15 protein-coding genes are annotated in these 15,296 nt (G+C 64.0%); 8 read left to right on the forward strand and 7 right to left on the reverse strand.

Annotated elements, in window-relative coordinates; all coding sequences use genetic code 11:
- Positions 1-110: 110 nt before the first annotated feature.
- The gene (locus AC1DKY_RS03325; protein WP_441602302.1) at positions 111-1,874 is read left to right on the forward strand and encodes an amidohydrolase; all 1,764 of its coding nucleotides are present in this window, start codon (positions 111-113) and stop codon (positions 1,872-1,874) included.
- Between the two features lie 31 nt (positions 1,875-1,905).
- Here AC1DKY_RS03325 and AC1DKY_RS03330 read toward each other — a convergent pair whose 3' ends face one another.
- Entirely contained in the window at positions 1,906-2,751 is an 846-nt protein-coding gene (locus AC1DKY_RS03330) for a hypothetical protein (protein WP_477179878.1), read from the reverse strand.
- A 329-nt stretch (positions 2,752-3,080) separates the two neighbouring features.
- On the opposite strand from AC1DKY_RS03330, the gene AC1DKY_RS03335 reads away from it, so the two are divergent.
- The 5 genes from AC1DKY_RS03335 to AC1DKY_RS03355 all read left to right on the forward strand — a co-directional run bounded on the left by AC1DKY_RS03335 (position 3,081) and on the right by AC1DKY_RS03355 (position 7,554).
- A complete protein-coding gene (locus AC1DKY_RS03335) occupies positions 3,081-3,830 on the forward strand; it encodes an SDR family oxidoreductase (protein ID WP_441602304.1) in 750 nt (249 codons plus the stop codon).
- 48 nt (positions 3,831-3,878) lie between these two features.
- Complete coding sequence (locus tag AC1DKY_RS03340) at positions 3,879-4,826, forward strand: alpha/beta fold hydrolase (RefSeq protein WP_441602305.1); 948 nt, start codon at positions 3,879-3,881, stop codon at positions 4,824-4,826.
- 155 nt (positions 4,827-4,981) lie between these two features.
- Complete coding sequence (locus AC1DKY_RS03345; protein ID WP_441602306.1) at positions 4,982-5,698, forward strand: HAD family hydrolase; 717 nt, start codon at positions 4,982-4,984, stop codon at positions 5,696-5,698.
- A 40-nt stretch (positions 5,699-5,738) separates the two neighbouring features.
- Positions 5,739-6,551, forward strand: coding sequence for an NAD-dependent protein deacetylase (locus AC1DKY_RS03350; protein ID WP_441602449.1), 813 nt, complete (start codon positions 5,739-5,741; stop codon positions 6,549-6,551).
- Between the two features lie 76 nt (positions 6,552-6,627).
- Entirely contained in the window at positions 6,628-7,554 is a 927-nt protein-coding gene (locus AC1DKY_RS03355) for a CHAD domain-containing protein (protein ID WP_441602307.1), read from the forward strand.
- A gap of 3 nt (positions 7,555-7,557) precedes the next feature.
- Here AC1DKY_RS03355 and tadA read toward each other — a convergent pair whose 3' ends face one another.
- Complete coding sequence (gene tadA, locus AC1DKY_RS03360; protein WP_441602308.1) at positions 7,558-8,046, reverse strand: tRNA adenosine(34) deaminase TadA; 489 nt, start codon at positions 8,044-8,046, stop codon at positions 7,558-7,560.
- Between the two features lie 41 nt (positions 8,047-8,087).
- On the reverse strand, positions 8,088-8,999 hold the full coding sequence (locus tag AC1DKY_RS03365; protein ID WP_441602309.1) for a LysR family transcriptional regulator: 912 nt from the start codon (positions 8,997-8,999) through the stop codon (positions 8,088-8,090).
- On the opposite strand from AC1DKY_RS03365, the gene AC1DKY_RS03370 reads away from it, so the two are divergent.
- Together AC1DKY_RS03370 and AC1DKY_RS03375 are read left to right on the forward strand one after the other, a co-directional pair.
- Positions 8,968-9,978, forward strand: coding sequence for an NmrA family NAD(P)-binding protein (locus AC1DKY_RS03370; protein ID WP_441602310.1), 1,011 nt, complete (start codon positions 8,968-8,970; stop codon positions 9,976-9,978). The two genes, AC1DKY_RS03365 and AC1DKY_RS03370, sit on opposite strands and share 32 nt — an antisense overlap.
- A 24-nt stretch (positions 9,979-10,002) precedes the next feature.
- Positions 10,003-10,704: an SDR family NAD(P)-dependent oxidoreductase gene (locus AC1DKY_RS03375; RefSeq protein WP_441602311.1), complete on the forward strand. Its 702-nt coding sequence runs from the start codon at positions 10,003-10,005 to the stop codon at positions 10,702-10,704.
- Positions 10,705-10,757: 53 nt separating this feature from the next.
- Here AC1DKY_RS03375 and AC1DKY_RS03380 read toward each other — a convergent pair whose 3' ends face one another.
- From AC1DKY_RS03380 to AC1DKY_RS03395, 4 genes are all read right to left on the reverse strand, one after another.
- Positions 10,758-11,888: a porin gene (locus tag AC1DKY_RS03380; RefSeq protein ID WP_441602312.1), complete on the reverse strand. Its 1,131-nt coding sequence runs from the start codon at positions 11,886-11,888 to the stop codon at positions 10,758-10,760.
- 83 nt (positions 11,889-11,971) lie between these two features.
- Entirely contained in the window at positions 11,972-12,457 is a 486-nt protein-coding gene (locus AC1DKY_RS03385; protein ID WP_441602313.1) for a GAF domain-containing protein, read from the reverse strand.
- The gene (locus AC1DKY_RS03390; RefSeq protein WP_441602314.1) at positions 12,454-13,824 is read right to left on the reverse strand and encodes an MFS transporter; all 1,371 of its coding nucleotides are present in this window, start codon (positions 13,822-13,824) and stop codon (positions 12,454-12,456) included. Before AC1DKY_RS03390 ends, AC1DKY_RS03385 begins: the two co-directional genes overlap by 4 nt.
- Before the next feature lie 110 nt (positions 13,825-13,934).
- Entirely contained in the window at positions 13,935-15,179 is a 1,245-nt protein-coding gene (locus AC1DKY_RS03395; RefSeq protein ID WP_441602315.1) for a metal-dependent hydrolase family protein, read from the reverse strand.
- Positions 15,180-15,296 lie beyond the last annotated feature (117 nt).

The following is a 15,296-nucleotide window of genomic DNA, read 5'->3' on the forward strand; positions in this document are numbered from 1 at the left end:
TTGGCCGCGCTTCCTGACATCGCTGCTTGACGGGACTCGGACGCAGTCACGAAAGCTCGACGCCTGCCGACGCAACCTGATGCTGTAGCGGATCACAAGGCGCGAGGGCCGTGTACCCGACGCTTATCGTCCACAACGCAAAGATCCACACCGGCGTCGCCCAGCGGCCCGAGGTGCAGGCATTGGCCGTCAACGGGCGGCGCATCGCCGCCGTCGGCACCAACGGCCAGATACGCTCGCTCGCCGGCCCTGCCACCATGGTGATCAATGCAGGCGGGCGGCGCATCATTCCCGGCCTTATCGATGCGAACCAGCACCTGATCGCCACCGGCCTGGACTACAACCAGCAACTGCGCTGGGACGGCGTGCCCAGCGTGGACGCAGCACTGGGCATGCTGGCCGACCAGGTGGCGCGCACGCCGCCTGCGCAATGGGTACGCGTCGTGGGCGGCTTCGGTGAACACCAGTTCGCCGAGCATCGGCTGCCGACGCTTGAGGAATTGAACCGCATCGCCTCCTCCACGCCGGTCTATGTGCAGCACCTGCAGGATCGCGCCCTGCTCAACGCAGCGGCCATCGCTGCCTGCGGCTATGACGGGCAGACGCCGGATCCACCGGGCGGCCATATCGAATGGGACGACCAAGGCGTGCCCACCGGCCTGCTGCTCGCCACGCCGACGCCGGAAATCTTTCGCGACGCGCTCGCTCACGCACCTGTGCTGCCGCACGAATACCAGATCAACAGCCTGCGCCAGAGCATGCGCGAACTCAATCGATTGGGCATCACCAGCGTCATCGATGCCGGCGCCGCGCATTTGCGTTACCCGGACGATTACAAGGCCGTGGAAGAACTCGCCCAGCATCATCTGCTCACCGTGCGCGTGTCCTATCACTTGTCCGCGCAGACTCCGGGCGGCGAAACCGGCGACTTCCTGCACTGGTGCACCATCAACCACTACGGCGATGGCGACGAACTGTTCCGCTTCAACGGCGCAGGCGAAGTGCTGGTGCATGACGCCATGGATCACGACGACTTCCGTCAACCGCCGCCGGTCCTCACCGCCCAGACGGGCACCGAGCTCAAAGACATCGTCAGCCGGCTGGTGGCGCGCAGCTGGCCCTGGCGCATGCATGCCGTCTACGAGGAGACCATCGAGATGGCCCTGGAGGCTTTCGAACGGGTCGAAGCGGAAATGACACTGCGCGCCCTGCCCTGGTTTTTCGATGGCGCCGAGACGATCAGCGCGAGAAACATCGAGCGCGTCGCCCGGCTTGGCGGCGGTATCAACCTGCAGCCGCGCATGGCCTATCAGGGCGAGTACTTTCTCGAACGCCACGGTCCGGATGTCGCGGCACACACGCCGCCGATCCGTCGCATGCTCGATGCCGGCCTGCATGTCGGCGTCGGTTCGGGCGGCAGCACGGCGGCAAGCATGGATCCGTGGACCACGCTCTACTGGCTTACCACCGGCCGCACGCTGGGTGGCAGCACCCTCTATCCGCCCGAACAACGCCTGGACCGCACCCAGGCGCTCGCCCTGCATACGCGAGCCAACACCTGGTTTTCCGGCGAAGCAGGCAGCAAGGGCCAGCTCGATATCGGCCAGTACGCCGACTTCGCCGTGCTCTCGCAGGATTACTTCAGCGTGGCCGACGAAGACATCCGCCAGATTGAGGCCGAGCTCACCGTGATGGATGGCCGCGTGGTCTACGCGCAAGGAGACTTTCGCGCGTTCGATCTGGCCCAGCCGATGCCGTTGCCGGAATGGTCGCCGGTCAATCACGGCGGCGGATGCTGGCGGCAACGTCACCACGCGGAACAAGGCCATCCCATCGCCTCGAGTTCGCGCGATGGCGGCCGCGCCCAAGGATGAAGGCGCAGCCGCCGCACGGCCTGTATCCAGCTCAGAAGCGCAGGCGGGCGAACAACGAAGGCCCCTGCAACTTCATATCCAGATTCGCCTGGTAGGACGGATGGTTCTGGTCGAGGCGAATGCGCGTATAGCTGTATTCGGCACCCACGCCGAGGTTCTCGATCGGAAACCACTCCAGGCCGAGGGCCGCGTTATAGATATGGCCCGCGAGGTTGCCGCCGTTCTTCTTTACGCCATAGGCATCGGCGTAAATGCGGAAGTTGTGCGAGAACGCGTGCCGCCAACCCAGCTGCAACACCGGCGCCCAGGCCGTCTCGTGGGTGCTGGCCACGGCGCTGCCGCCGAAGCCGTCGATATCGGCCTGTCCCTCCACCCGGGCCTTCACGCCGTAATACGCCGCGCCGATACCAAGGCCGAACACATCGCTGCCCGTGCCAAACCACCAGCGATAGGCTGCGCTGCCGAAGTTGAAGTTGAGTTTGCCGTCCACGCTGGCGGAGGCGGGAAACGTCGTGCCGTCATAGCTGATGTCACGACTGATCGAGCGGCCGTGCGTGCGAYTGATGCCGAAGAAATCGAACGAGAATCCCTGATGATCGCCGATCAGGAAATCCAGCCGCGCGCGCGGAACCGCTTTATGCTCCTGGAAGCCCAGATCGTCCTCCAGACTGAAGTGACCGTTGTAGCCGTTGATGATGCCGCTGCGACCGGTCGCGCCAATCTGCGTCTGCGTATCGGAGTAGAACGCACCCAGCCAGATGCTGACACGGTCGAGTGCTGCGGATGGGTCGGCAAAAGCGGGGACGCTGCCGAATGCGGTAAGGGTTACAAGTGCAAGACGAGTGCAAAGCCGCGTTTTGTTTTTCTGTTGTTTCATCGATGGTCTCCCTGGGCGGTGCACGCACCCTAAGGAGACAAATGTCGACTGCTGGTCCCCGCAATGTGACCGTTACGCAAAGACGCATATCAACAGTCAGCGTTGTTGCCATCTTGTACGCGACGTCTCGACGAGACTCGCACGAGTTCTGCATAGCGCCTTGGCACGATGCGCACGCCTGGTACACATAAGTCGAGGAAACGCCAACAAAGGTCACTCTTGGGATGTTCGACCATATCGAACATGTTCATCGGAAACATGGCACGGCAAGGCCAACGGGAAGTCGCATCATTTCCCCATCGACCACACATCCATCCACGGAGCACGCCATGAACCGTTTCACCGACAAAACCATCCTCGTCACCGGCGGCAACAGCGGCATCGGCCTTGCCACCGCCCAGGCCTTCGCGGCGGAAGGTGCCCGCGTAGTCATCACCGGCCGCGATGAAGCCGCACTCGAACAGGCCCGCGCCAGCATCGGCGCCCAGGCCATTGCCATCCGCAACGACGCCAGCAGCGTGACGGGCGCCAGGGAGCTGGCCAGCGCGCTGAGCGCCAAAGGCCTGCGCCTGGACGGCATCTTCCTCAATGCCGGCATCGCCAAGCTGGCACCGTTTGAAACCGTGGACGAAGCGCTGTGGGACCAGACCTTCAACGTCAACGTGAAGGGCCCCTATTTCCAGATCCAGTCGCTGCTGCCGCTGCTCAACAAGGGTGCGTCCATCGTCATCAACGGCTCGATCAACGCCCATATCGGCATGCCGACCTCGTCGGTTTACGCCGCCAGCAAGGCCGCGGTGATTTCGCTGGCCAAGACCTTGTCGGCGGAACTATTGCCGCTGGGTGCGCGCGTCAACGTGGTGAGCCCGGGACCGGTGGAAACGCCGCTCTACGGCAAGCTCGGCATGGACAAGGCCACGCTGGAAGCCACCGCCGCGCAGATCCAGTCGCAGGTACCGCTGGGTCGCTTTGGCACTCCCGCTGAAATCGCCTCGACCGTCTTGCACCTGGTCGCACCGGAATCGGCCTTCATCGTCGGCACCGAGATCATCACCGACGGCGGTATGAGTCAGCTGTAAGCCATCTGCCCGGCCGCACCCGCGGCCGGGTCTACCAGGGAGTTCACGATGAAGACCTTGCATTGGATGCGCCGCCTTGCGGTGGCGTTGCTGGCCTCGCTCGCCCTTCAGGCAGCGGCTAGCGCCAAGACACCAACCATCGAACAACACACGGCCAACGCCAACGGCGTGCAACTGCATTACCTACAGGCCGGCCAAGGCTCGGACACGCCCGTGATCCTGCTGCACGGCTACGCCGAAACCAGCCATATGTGGCTGCCGCTGATTGCCAAGCTCGACGACCGCCGCACGGTGATCGCACCCGACCTTCGCGGCGCCGGCGATTCATCGATGCCCGCCTCGGGCTACGACAAGAAGACCATGGCGCAGGACATCCATGCCCTGGTGCAGCAACTGGGCTATCACAAGGTGAAAATCGTCGGCCATGACATCGGCCTGATGGTGGCCTATGCCTATGCCGCGCAATACCCGGACGAGGTGGACAGCATCGTGTTGATGGATGCGTTTCTCCCCGGCGTGGGCGACTGGCAGAAAGTGTGGCTGCTGCGCGACAAGTGGCATTTCAACTTCTACGGCGAAACGCCGCTGAAACTGGTCGACGGGCGCGAACGCATCTACTTCGAGCATTTCTGGAACGACTTTGCCGCCGATCCCAAACACTCGATGTCCGAAGCCGATCGCCAGTACTACACCCAGCAGTACGCCCGGCCGGGTCGCATGAAGGCTGGCTTCGAATACTTCCACGCCTTCCCGCAGGACGCCGAGGATTTCGCGGGCTTCGCCAGGCAGCCGCTGACCATGCCGATGCTGGTGCTCGCCGGTGAAAAAGCTTCGGGCGATTTCCTCATCGCCCAGGCCAGGCTGGTCGACACCCATGTGCAGGGCGTGATCATCAAGGGTTCGGGCCACTGGCTGATGGAAGAAGCCCCCGCGCAGACCATCTCCGCGCTGGTCGGCTTCCTCAACAACGACAGCAACGCCCAGGCCCAGCGCTGAGCTTTCCATGGTGACGACGCGGCCGGCCCTTGCCGGCCGCGTTCCGTTATCTGCGTCTCAGCCCTGCCAGGACGCCAGCGCCACCAGCCACCGTGTTTTCTGGAAAAATCACCCCCATATCGCTGGCACGGCCAGTACGGCAGACGGGTGAACACGTGATAGAGCTGGTGGGTTTCGACGGTGACGACACGCTGTGGCACAGCGAGGGTTATTACCAGTCGGCGCATGGTGAGTTCGAGCGCATCGTGGGCGAGTACATCGATCTGGTCGATGTACGCGTGCACGAGCGACTGCTCGCCACCGAGCGCCGCAACATCAAATTGTTCGGCTACGGCGCCAAGGGCATGACCTTGTCGATGCTGGAATCGGCCATCGACATCACCGGCCAACGCATCAGCGCTGCCGATCTGCACCGCATCATCGAACTGGGCAAGCAGGTCCTTGCGCATCCGGTGGATCTGCTGCCGGGCATCCGTGCCGCAGTGGAAGCCGTGGCCCAGCATCACCGTGTGGTGCTGATCACCAAGGGCGACCTGTTTCATCAGGAACAGAAGGTCGCCAGCAGCGGGCTGGCCGATCTGTTCCATCGCATCGAGATCGTTTCGGAGAAGGACGAGCGCGCCTATCGCAACGTACTGGAGGAATTCCAGCTCTCGCCGACACGATTCGCCATGGTCGGCAATTCGCTGCGCTCGGACATCGCACCCGTGGTCGAGCTCGGTGGCTGGGGCGTGTACATGCCCTACCACGTGACCTGGGCGCACGAGACCGATACGGATTTCGTCGACCACACTTCGCGCGTGGTGCAGGTGGCTGATCCCACCGGCATCGCCAGCGCCCTGGAGGAGTTGCAGCAACGTGCCGTCGCCTGATCTCGATCTCGACCTGTCCATCGATGCCGGCGCCGCCAGCATCGAGCGAGACCGCGCGCGCCTGCGCGAGTTCGTGCACGCGCATCCACGCCTGTTCGTGCTCACCGGTGCCGGCTGCAGCACGGATTCGGGCATACCCGATTACCGCGACACCGACGGCGGCTGGAAACGGCCGCAGCCGGTGACCTATCAAGCCTTCATGGGCGAAACCGCCACGCGCCAGCGTTACTGGGCACGCAGCCTGGTGGGTTGGCGCCGCTTTGGCCGGGCGCAACCCAATGCCACCCACCGCGCACTGGCGCGACTGGAACAGCAGGGACGCGTGACCACCCTGCTCACCCAGAACGTGGACGGCTTGCACCAGGCCGCAGGCCATCAAAGCGTCATCGACCTGCATGGGCGACTGGATGAAGTGCGCTGCATGAGCTGCGACCTGCGGCTGCCCCGCGACACGTTTCAGCAGTCGCTGGTGGAACACAATCCCGCCTGGGCCTTGCTCGATGCCGGCGATGCCCCGGACGGCGACGCCGATCTGGACGGCCGCGATTTCACGCAGTTCGTCGTGCCTCCCTGCCCGGCCTGCGGCGGCATCCTGAAGCCGGACGTGGTGTTCTTCGGTGAAAACGTGCCACGCCATCGCGTTGACGCCGCCGTCACATCGCTGAACGACGCGGACGCCATGCTGGTGGTGGGATCGTCCCTGATGGTGTTTTCCGGCTACCGCTTCGCGGCCGCGGCCGCGCGGGAGGGCAAACCCATTGCCGCCGTGAACCTGGGCAAGACCCGGGCCGACCCACTGCTCAGCCTCAAGATCGAACAATCATGCGCCGAGGCCTTGGCTTTTGTGTCATAGGGACGCGGCCCGATGCCGCTCGCGCATTGTGACCATTTGATGCAGAGTAGACATCCCGGTCGTCTGGAATCACTGCATGAATGCCAGGCTGCAACATCGCGCCGCGTCGCCGCGGTCTTCCTCGTCCCACGCCAAGAGTGGGCCGGGCAAGCCATCCGAGTTCGAGCGGATCTGCGAGGCGCTGGACGGCTATTTCGACAAGGCATTCGAGGCGCGCAAGCGTCTGCTTGAACAACCCTACGAGCCCAAGCTGTTGCATGCATGGCGCGTCAACCTGCGCCGCGTGACGGCCACGCTGAAAGACCTCGCCTCGCTTTCCGACGACGACTTGCGCGATGTGCTCGCCTACCTGCGCTCCTGCCGCGAATCCACCGGGCAATCGCGCGACCTCGACATCCTGGCGCAGGAAACCCTGCCCGCCTTTCTGGACAAGGAAAACGTCAAGCTTCCCGGCGTCGATGCCGCCACCAGGGCGCTTTCCGAGCGCCAGCAACAGGCGCACAAGCAGGCCGTGGTCGAACTCAAGAAGCACAATCTCGCAGCGTCGCTGCAGTCATGGCGCCACTGGGTGCAAACCGTCGAACCGCCGACCGACAACCAGGTGCGCAAGCTGGCCGCCGCGGCCCTCCAGCAACGCTGGAATACGCTGAAGAAACGCGCCAGCAAACTCGATGGCGGCCAGAAGCGCCTGCATCGTTTGCGCAGCGCCACCAAAAAGATGCGCTACAGCATCGAGCTCTATCAGCACGCCTTCTCCAAGCAGGCGACCTCGGCCTGGCTCAAGCAGCTGACCGAGCTGCAAAGCGGCCTTGGCCTGGCACACGACCGCATGACGGGACGCACGCTGATCCGCGACTTTCTCGTGGCGGAAGACACCCAGACCGTGCTCAAGCCGTTCCGCCAGTGGGGCAAGCGCACCGCTTACCACGCCTCGGAAGAGGCCATGCACTCATTGGCGAAGCTGGAAAAATTGAACTCTTTCTGGCGCAAGGCCGCGCACTGACGCTTAGCGCCGGGCGCGGAAAAACTCGCGCAACATAGTCGACGAATCATCCGCCAACAGGCCGCCCTCCACCGCAATGCGGTGATTGTGGCGATCGGAGATCAGCGTATCGAACACGCTGCCGGCGGCGCCGGTCTTCGGATCGGTCGCCCCATACACCACGCGCCCGATGCGCGCATGCACCAGCGCCATCGAACACATCGCGCACGGCTCCAGCGTCACGTACAAGGTGGCGCCGGGCATGCGGTAGTTGGACAGTTTTTCGCCCGCGGCGCGCAAAGCCATGATTTCCGCATGGGCGCTGGGATCGTTCAGCGTGATATTGCGGTTCCAGCCCAGCCCGATGATCTCATCGCCCTGCACCAGCACCGCGCCCACTGGCACTTCGTTCTCCGCATCACGCGCGTGCGCAGCGAGCTGCAGCGCGCGGCGCATGTAGCGTTCGTCTTCGTCGGAAAACGCCGGGGCTGGCGAGGGTGTCTGATCGGTCATCAAAAAGGCTATGAAGGCGTGCGAAACCACCATTCTACTGCCTAGATCGCCGAGGTGATCCCGATGACGAAATCGAGAAATGCACGCACCTTGGCCGATGGGTGCTGGCGCGAGGGATACAGCGCGTACAGCGGGAAGCGCTCATCGGGCCAGTCCGGGAACAGATCCACCAACTGGCCACGGGTCACCAGCGGCCCGGCCGCCACCGCCATCACCTGAGCAATGCCATAGCCGGCCACGCAGGCGCTGTGCATGCTGCCGCCATCGTTGACCACCAGCCGCCCCGAGGTTTTCACCGATAGGCGCTTGCGCTTGCGATGAAACTCCCACGGAAAGGTGTGCCCCGTCGCCGGATCGCGAAATTCGATGCAGATATGCCGGTCGCCCTCCAGCTCCTGCGGATGCGCAGGCCGCCCATAGCGGCGCAAATAAGCCGGCGAAGCCACGGTGAGGATGCGCGTCTCCAGCAGCTTGCGCGCCACCAGGCTGGAATCGGGCGGCTCGCCGAAACGCACGGCCAGGTCGAAGCCGTCGGCGACGATGTCGCCCAGCTGGTCGCGCGTGGCCAGCTCCACCTCGAGCTGCGGATGAGCCTCCATGAACTCGCCCACGCGCGGCGCCAGTACCAGCCGCGAAAACAGTGGATCCATATGCACGCGCAGTCGCCCGCGCACCATCGTGGCGCCTTCGGCCGCGCTCGCGGCGGCCTCTTCCAGCCCGGCCAGCAAGGGCATCACCTGGGCGTGGAAACGACGTCCTTCATCAGTGAGACGCACGGATCGTGTCGTGCGATCGAACAGCCGTATGCCCAGCCGTGCTTCGAGCCGCGCGATGGCACGGCTGACGCCGGGCGGCGACATGTCCAGCGCCTCGCCAGCGGCGGCAAAGCTGCCGCCATCGACCACGGCGGTGAACACGCTCATGCCGTTCAAGATGCGCTCGTCGAAGGCCATGCATTCATGCCCTTTTGTCACTTATCCATTGTCATTGATGTTATCGCGAAACCAGTGGCAGACGCGGAAAATCCTCATCCGAACGCGGCACGCGCCGCCCCTTGAGGATCCGAACATGTATGCAGTCATGGGTATCACCGGCCAGGTTGGCGGCCAGGTAGCAAATGAACTGCTGGCCGCCGGCCAGCGCGTACGGGCGATCGTTCGCGACGAGGCCAAGGCAGCGCCCTGGATCGGGCGCGGTTGCGATACGGCGATCGCCACGGCCAACGATGCCGACGCGCTGGCAGCCGCGTTCGCCGGCACGCGCGGCATATTCCTGATGATCCCGCCCGACTACGACCCCGCCCCTGGTTTTCCCGCTGTCCAAGAGATCATTGCCGCCGTACAGCAGGCCGTCCTAAAAGCCCGCCCCGGCAAGCTGGTATATCTCTCCACCGTCGGCGCCCACGTGGACACGTTCTCGCTGTTGAACAACGGCCGGATGGTCGAGTCCGCGCTTCGCGAACTGCCCCTGCCCACCGCCTTTGTGCGCCCCGGCTGGTTTATGGAGAACGCCGCATGGGACGTCAGCGCCGCTCGCGCCGGCCTGATTCCCAGCTATCTGCAGCCCCTGGACCACGCCATCCCGATGGTCGCCACCGCGGATATCGCGCGTACCGTGGCAAGCACTCTGCAGGACACCTGGCAAGGCACACGCGTGATCGAACTCGAAGGACCGCGGCGTTACTCCGCACTGGACATCGCCAGCGGCTTTGCTGCCGCGCTGGGCCAGCCTGTGCGCACCGAACCGGTGCCTCGCGACTCCTGGGAACACCTGTTCCGCACCCAAGGTATGCAACACCCTGAGGGCCGCATGCGTATGCTTGACGGCTTCAACCAGGGCTGGATCGACTTCGAACACGGCCAGGCCGGCTCGCACAAAGCATCGACAACGTTGGAACATGTCCTGCGCAATCTGGTCGAACGATCACCCTGACTCACGGCTCAGCAGGCAACCCTCATGACTTCGAACACGCAGCAAACCGCTCTCATCATCGGCGCCTCCCGTGGCCTGGGACTCGCCTTGGCGGCTGAATACCTCAAGCGCGGCTGGCAGGTCATCGCCACCGTGCGCGGCCCAAACCACACGCCGCTGCATGACCTCCAGGCATCGTCCGGCCAGCGGCTGGAGATCGAACACCTGGACATCGATGCACCCGAGCAGATCGCCGCGCTGCGTGCCCACCTGAAAGGCCGGGCGCTGGACGTATTGTTCGTCAACGCCGGCGTCGCCATCGAGGCAGACAAGCCCATCGGCGAAGTCAGCACCGAGGGCTTCACCCGCATGATGGTGACCAACGCGCTCAGCCCCATGCGCGTCGTCGAAACGCTCGATGCCCTGGTGGCGCCCGACGGCGCCATCGTCGTCATGTCGTCCGGCCTCGGCAGCGTGGCCAACAATATCGATGGCGGCTGGGAGTCTTATCGCGCCAGCAAGGCTGCGCTCAACACGCTCATGCGCAGCTACGCCTCCCGCCAGCCCGACCCCGGCCGCAGCTTGCTGCTTATCGCACCAGGCTGGGTGCGCACCGACATGGGCGGCCCCGACGCGGCGCTCGACGTCAGCGAAAGCATTCCGCTGGTGGTGGACGTGGTGACCCAGCAGACCGGCCGCAGTGGCCTGCAATTTCTCAACCGGCTGGGGGAGACCATGCCCTGGTGAGGGCACTACCTGGCCAGGTGAAACGGTGCCGTGGTGAACGGCACCGTCGTCGGCTAGAACGTCACCCGTAATCCCACTCGCATGGCGCCCTGCTGGCCATTCGACGAAGGGATGAAATACGGCAGGGCCGCCACCGCCATCTGGCCCGTCGAATCACGCCCCGTGGCCTGCTGGCGGTACAGCAAGGCATACAGCAACACTTGCTTGGATAGGCTGTACCAGGCGCCGGCATTCCACTGCTGGTAGGTCGCAGTCTGGGCCTTCGTGTAGTCGTATGAAGCGCCAAGCATCCACGCCGGGTTCAAGCGGTAAGTGGCCAGCAGTTCGTAGTTGTTGAAGGTCGCCGTGCCCGAAAACGGCGTCGATGAGGTGCGCACGACGTCCTCGAATCGGGTCGAGGTATAGGTGAAACCAGCCAGTACCGGCCCCCACAGATAATTCACGCCCGCACCGAACTCCACCCGCGTCTGCGCCGACACATAGCCGCTGAAGATGGGACTGGCGATCGGATTGCTGAAACTCGCGCCCGCCACAGGAACCGATCCCGCGTCGTAAAGCGTCGTCGCGGGCTTGCCGATGCGCGAATAGAAGGCACTGGAAGTGAGCGCCTCGTTCGCATAGCTCACGCTGGCCGAACGCTTGCTGCCCACGGAAGGCTCGCTCCCGCCGCCGGCGGGACCAAACAAGGCCGCGAACTTGAATCCGTCAAACACCGGCGAGTTGTATTTGATGACGCCGGTGAGTGAGTAGCTGCCCCACATATTGTCTTCGTCCGACGCATGCGTGGCCGCCACGCCGCCGAAACGTCCCGCACCCGACAAGCCGATCAGCGAATCAAGCGCGAGATCGTATTGGCGGCCCACCGTGATCGTGCCGTAGGGAGACTCCAGCCCCGCAAAAGCCTGGCGACCAAACAGACGACCGCCATTGGCAAGCTTGCCCGTGTTGATGTCGAAGCCACCTTCCACACGACCGATCACGCGATAGCCGTTATCCAGCTTGTAGTCGGCCAGCAGTCCAAACTTGCTGCTGCCCAGGGAGCCGTTGGTCAGCTTCAGCTGGCTATGCCCCGACTGGTTGGTGGTGTAAGTGAGGCCGTCGTCCAGGACGCCATAGAAGGCGACATTCTCGGCGTGGCACGTCAGCGCCGTCGTCAACGCGAGCCCGGCAAAAATCCTTTTCATGAGCAATCCACCCCTGTGCATTGAACAGACGATTGAGTGATGGCGCGCGACCTTCCCCGTGTCGCTTGAAAGCGCGCGCTGCTTTAACCGGCGAGCAGCGCCGGCACTGCCGTGTGGGCAATGATTCGAACGACATCGATATCGATATGGACGTAGCGCTCCGGCGCATCGAGCATGTTCAAACTGCCGAGCACCCTGCCTTGCCAGCGCAGCGGCATGTTCACCACGCTGCCCAGGCCCAGAAAGGCCAGGCGTTCGTGGTGAGCGAACACGCAAGCGAGTTCTTCTTCGCAATGACCCACGAACGGCAAGCCCCAATGCAAGACCTGATCGGCCCAGGCCGGTGATGCCACCGGATCGGTCGCCCCTTCGGGATAGGTGGCCGGATCGCTGGAATAAAGGCGGGTGGCGACCGTGCAGGCTTCGTCATAGACCAGCACCGTCAGCAAGCGGTGCCCAACCAGGCGTTGCAACGCTGCGTCAACGGCCCGGAACACATCGCGCGAGCGCCGGGCGTGGAAACAGGCGCGTTCGATCACGCCCAGTTCGTCGGACAGGCAATCGCTCATCGACTGCCCTCCTCGGCGGCGATCGCTTCCAGCGAGCGGCCTTTGGTTTGCGGACCAAGCACGATCACCGCGCAGACACCCGCCGCCAGCACCACCGTGGTCATGGCGAACACGCCGCCAAAGCCCAGCACCGGATACAGCAGCCCGACCAGCAAGGGCGCACTGATCGCGCCGATGCGCCCCACCGCCGACGAACTGCCGGCACCGATCGCACGGATCGCGGTGGGAAAGATTTCTGCCGTGTAAGCGTAGACGCCGGCATAGGCGCCATTCATCGCAAACGAGAGGCACGCGCCGGCCAACAGGATCGCCTGATGATCGTGGGCGAAAGCCATCGCCAGGGCAAAGGCGGTACCCAGCGTCATATACAGGACGATGGTGCCCTTGCGCCCGATTTTTTCATTCAGCAGTGCGGCTGAGAAATAGCCAGGAATCTGCGCCAGATAGATGATGAACGAGTAGCCGAAGCTCTGCGTGATGCCCATGCCCTTCTGCATCAGCAGGCCGGGAATCCAGGTGAAAAACAGGTAGTAACTGAAGGTGAGCGAGAGCCACATCAGCCACGCCATCGCCGTGATACGCGCCTGCCTGCCGTGCCACAGGCCTTGCAGCAAGACCTTCAATGACGGTAGTCCCAGGTCCTTCCCGCGCGGCGCCAGCGCCGCCTCACCTGCCGTGTCGCGTAAAGGCGTGCGCTGATCGAAGGTCGACTCGATCTTGGCGATGATCGCCCTGGCCTCTGCATGTCGTCCGCGACTTTCGAGCCAGCGTGGCGATTCATCGAGCGATCGCCGCCACCACAGCAACATGCCCACTGGCAACGCGGTGATGATGAGCACGACCCGCCAACCCTCCGCGGATGAGCGGACGACGAAGTAGCCGAGCGCCGCCGCGGCAACAAAACCGAACGAGAAGAATCCGGTGAGCGCACCGACGAAGGTGCCGCGATAGCGCTTGGCTACAAACTCCGCCAGATACGGCGCAATGATCGCGCTCTCGGCACCCGTGCCGATGCCGGCGACGATGCGCAAGACCAGGAACATCGACCACGACGTCGACCACGCCGAGGCCAGCGAAGCCGCCGCATAGATGGCCAGCGCATACATCATCACGCGACGCCGGCCGAACACGTCGCCGAGCAAACCCGCGCCAAGCGCACCGAAGAAGAAACCGATGTACGCCACGCTGCCCAGCACGCCGGTCTGCGCGCTGCTCAAGCTCCATAGCGAGCGCAGCACCGGCAGGATGAAGGCCAGTACGGCGGTGTCCATCGCATCGAATGCGTAGCCCAGGCCGCCGATCAGGAACAGGCGGCGGTGGTAGCGGGCGTACGGCCAGCTTTCCGTTCTTGACGAAACGAATGACAAAGTAACCCCCATGCATCGGCAAGCGACGCTGTTTGACGAGAACGACGATTGGACGGGACCGGTGGCCATCCCCATGGCCACGCAGCGTTGCTGCGCCCGACGTTTGTTTTTCAGGCTGGCGCGCGCGTGAGTCGGTCGACCACCGGTTTGCCTGCCTTGAGCACCATCAGCAGATTGCGTTCGTGTTGAAAGGCGCGCAGATCGCGCAGAGGGTCACCGTCCATGACCAGCAGATCGGCGCACGCCCCCATGGCGATGACGCCCAGCCGCCCCGACTGTCCTATCAGCTCTGCGTTGACGTGGGTCGCACTGCGCAGGACTTGCGCCGGCGACATCACTTGTTGGCGCAGCACGAGTTCGTCGCACTGCAGGTCGTGCATGTCGCCCAGCAGATCCGAGCCCAGGGCGATCTTCACCCCGGCCGCCTGCGCGATGCGGATGGCGTCGACGCCGCGATCTTTCACATGCGCGCATTTCTCCAGCATGGCGCGCGACCAGCCCAGCGCGCTCCCGCGTTCCGCCAACGCTGCGTAAGTGGCCAGGGTGGGCACCAGGTAGACGCCGTAGCGCGCCATCAATTCTGCCGTCTGCTCGTCGAGCAGATTGCCGTGCTCGATCGAACGCACCCCTGCTCGCACGGCCCGACTGATGGCCTCCGGCGAATACGCATGCGCCATCACATAAGTCCGGGCCGCGTCCGCTTCTTCCACGATCGCACCGAGTTCCTCGGTGGAAAATTGCAGGCCCTCCAGCGGATCGTTGGGCGTGGAGATGCCACCGCCGGCCATCACCTTGATGTGATGGGCGCCGTTGCGGATCTGCTCCCGCACGGCGCGGCGAACCTCGGGCACGCCGTCGGCGACGTAGCCGAGCAGGCCGGCCGAGCCGCAGCAGATGCAGCTGCCATGGGAGAAGTGTGGCGGGCGTGGGTCACCGTGACCGCCGGTCTGGGTGATGGCCTGTCCCGCGATCAACAGCCGCGGCCCGACGATATGTCCCTGTTCGATCGCCTGCACCAGGCCCGAATCAGCCCCGCCCGCATCGCGCACCGTGGTGTAGCCGCGTCGAAGCATGGCCTCGAGCACGGTCTCCGTGTGGGCGGTGATCAGCGACTGCGTCATCAAAGAGAGCTTGAAGAAGTCAGCGACTATCGCAGTGACGTGTACGTGTGCATCGATCAATCCTGGAAGCAACGTAAGACCGTCAAGCGCGATGCTGACTCCCCCGTTGTCAGGCAAATCTCCCTGGACGACGGCGGTGATGGTCTCGTCCTCGATGCGCACTGACATGCGGGTTAGAAGCTCGCCGGTACTGCTGTCGAACATGTTTGCGTTGCGGAACGTCAACGATGCCATCGGCGATTCCCTTCGTAGGCCGTGGCATCGATTGTGTTGACGGCTGCCTATGCGAACAATGACATCGCCCCGACAACGTCTTTGCCTTCAAGGCAACACTGTCTTCCCGATGTTTCG

This window comes from Dyella sp. 01N448 (assembly GCF_056399225.1).

Excerpts from the sequence above, each read along its gene's own strand:
- AC1DKY_RS03365 (WP_441602309.1), bottom strand. The coding sequence starts at position 8,999 with ATGGCCTTCGACGAGCGCATCTTGAACGGCATGAGCGTGTTCACCGCC.
- AC1DKY_RS03355 (WP_441602307.1), top strand. The coding sequence starts at position 6,628 with ATGAATGCCAGGCTGCAACATCGCGCCGCGTCGCCGCGGTCTTCCTCG.
- tadA (WP_441602308.1), bottom strand. The coding sequence starts at position 8,046 with ATGACCGATCAGACACCCTCGCCAGCCCCGGCGTTTTCCGACGAAGAC.
- AC1DKY_RS03385 (WP_441602313.1), bottom strand. The coding sequence starts at position 12,457 with ATGAGCGATTGCCTGTCCGACGAACTGGGCGTGATCGAACGCGCCTGT.
- AC1DKY_RS03370 (WP_441602310.1), top strand. The coding sequence starts at position 8,968 with ATGCCGTTCAAGATGCGCTCGTCGAAGGCCATGCATTCATGCCCTTTT.
- AC1DKY_RS03340 (WP_441602305.1), top strand. The coding sequence starts at position 3,879 with ATGAAGACCTTGCATTGGATGCGCCGCCTTGCGGTGGCGTTGCTGGCC.
- AC1DKY_RS03375 (WP_441602311.1), top strand. The coding sequence starts at position 10,003 with ATGACTTCGAACACGCAGCAAACCGCTCTCATCATCGGCGCCTCCCGT.
- AC1DKY_RS03335 (WP_441602304.1), top strand. The coding sequence starts at position 3,081 with ATGAACCGTTTCACCGACAAAACCATCCTCGTCACCGGCGGCAACAGC.
- AC1DKY_RS03380 (WP_441602312.1), bottom strand. The coding sequence starts at position 11,888 with ATGAAAAGGATTTTTGCCGGGCTCGCGTTGACGACGGCGCTGACGTGC.
- AC1DKY_RS03395 (WP_441602315.1), bottom strand. The coding sequence starts at position 15,179 with ATGGCATCGTTGACGTTCCGCAACGCAAACATGTTCGACAGCAGTACC.